The sequence below is a fragment of the Mesorhizobium sp. WSM4807 genome, from assembly GCF_055811615.1.
This window is the reverse complement of the sequence record NZ_JBVVQY010000098.1, coordinates 1-1220: the sequence shown is the minus strand read 5'-3', so window position 1 is coordinate 1220 and position 1220 is coordinate 1. Positions and strand designations below refer to the sequence as shown.

Annotated in this window: 1 protein-coding gene; it reads left to right on the top strand. The window is 66.6% G+C overall.

Annotated elements, in window-relative coordinates; genetic code table 11:
* Positions 1 to 80: 80 nt before the first annotated feature.
* Entirely contained in the window at positions 81 to 1211 is a 1131-nt protein-coding gene (locus AC0L3N_RS33840; RefSeq protein ID WP_473552021.1) for an IS481 family transposase, read from the top strand.
* The last annotated feature ends 9 nt before the right edge of the window (positions 1212 to 1220 follow it).

Sequence of the window (1220 nt, the reverse complement as noted above, 5' to 3'; positions counted from 1 at the left end):
TGTTTGGACTGGGGACATCGCGAACAGGTGTGCGAGGACATCGCGAACAGTTTTGCGCATTGTGCGCGAGGGGGTTCGGGATGCCGTTCAAGGACAGAAGCGCGATGAAGCAGAAGTTGGAGTTCGTGAGGCTGGCGTTGGTGGAGGGGTCGAATGTGAGCGCGTTGTGTCGGCGCTTCGGCATCGGACGGACGTGCGGCCACAAGCTGCTTTCGCGCTACCGGAGCGAGGGCGAGGCAGGACTGGCCGAGCAGTCGCGGCGGCCGAGATCGAGCCCGGCGCAGTGCGCGCCGGAGGTGGAAACGGCTGCGCTTTCGGTGCGTGCAGCGCATCCGGCTTGGGGTGGACGCAAGATCGCCCGCGTCATCGCCCGCGATGGCATCGGCACGCCCGCGGCCTCGACGGTGACCGGCATCCTGCGCCGCAACGGCATCGCGCTGGGCGCACTGGGCGGCGGGGCCCAGCCCTTCATCCGCTTCGAGCACGAAGCTCCCAACGATCTGTGGCAGATGGATTTCAAGGGCCACGTCGCCTTGCATGGCGGTCGGCTGCATCCGCTCACCGTGCTCGACGACCATTCGCGCTTCTCGATCGCGCTGTCGGCCTGCGCCGATCAGACCACCGCAACCGTGAAGGCCCGGCTGATCGCCGCCTTCCGCCGCTACGGCCTGCCGTGGCGTATCGCCACCGACAACGGCCCGCCCTGGGGCGACGGCGGCCGCAACAACTTCACGCTGCTCACCGTCTGGCTGATCGAGGCTGGCGTCGCCGTCAGCCACTCCAGGCCTTGCCACCCGCAGACGCTCGGCAAGGACGAGCGCTTCCATCGCTCGCTCAAAGCCGAAGCGCTGCAGGGACCGCCCTTTGCCGATCTCCCCAAGGCCCAGGACGCCTTCGATCGCTGGCGTCACGTCTACAACACCGTGCGTCCGCACGACGCGCTTGGCGGCGCTGTGCCGCTCGACCGCTACCGCGTCTCGCAGCGCCAGTATCGCGAAATCGTCGAGCCGTTCGACTATGCCAAGGACGATCTCGTCCGCCGCGTTCAGCAGCATGGCTTCGTGTCCATCCTCGGCCACACCATGCGCCTGTGCAGGGCCTTCGCCGGCAAATCCGTCGCCTTTCGCCCAACCGCTGCCGACGGCGTCTTCGACGCCTGGTTCAGACACCAGAAAATAGAAACCATCGACCTCAATGCCCTGGCTCGATAGGATGGCAAA

Bases quoted from the DNA above. Each gene is read 5' to 3' on its own strand.
- AC0L3N_RS33840 (WP_473552021.1), top strand. From the start codon at position 81: ATGCCGTTCAAGGACAGAAGCGCGATGAAGCAGAAGTTGGAGTTCGTG.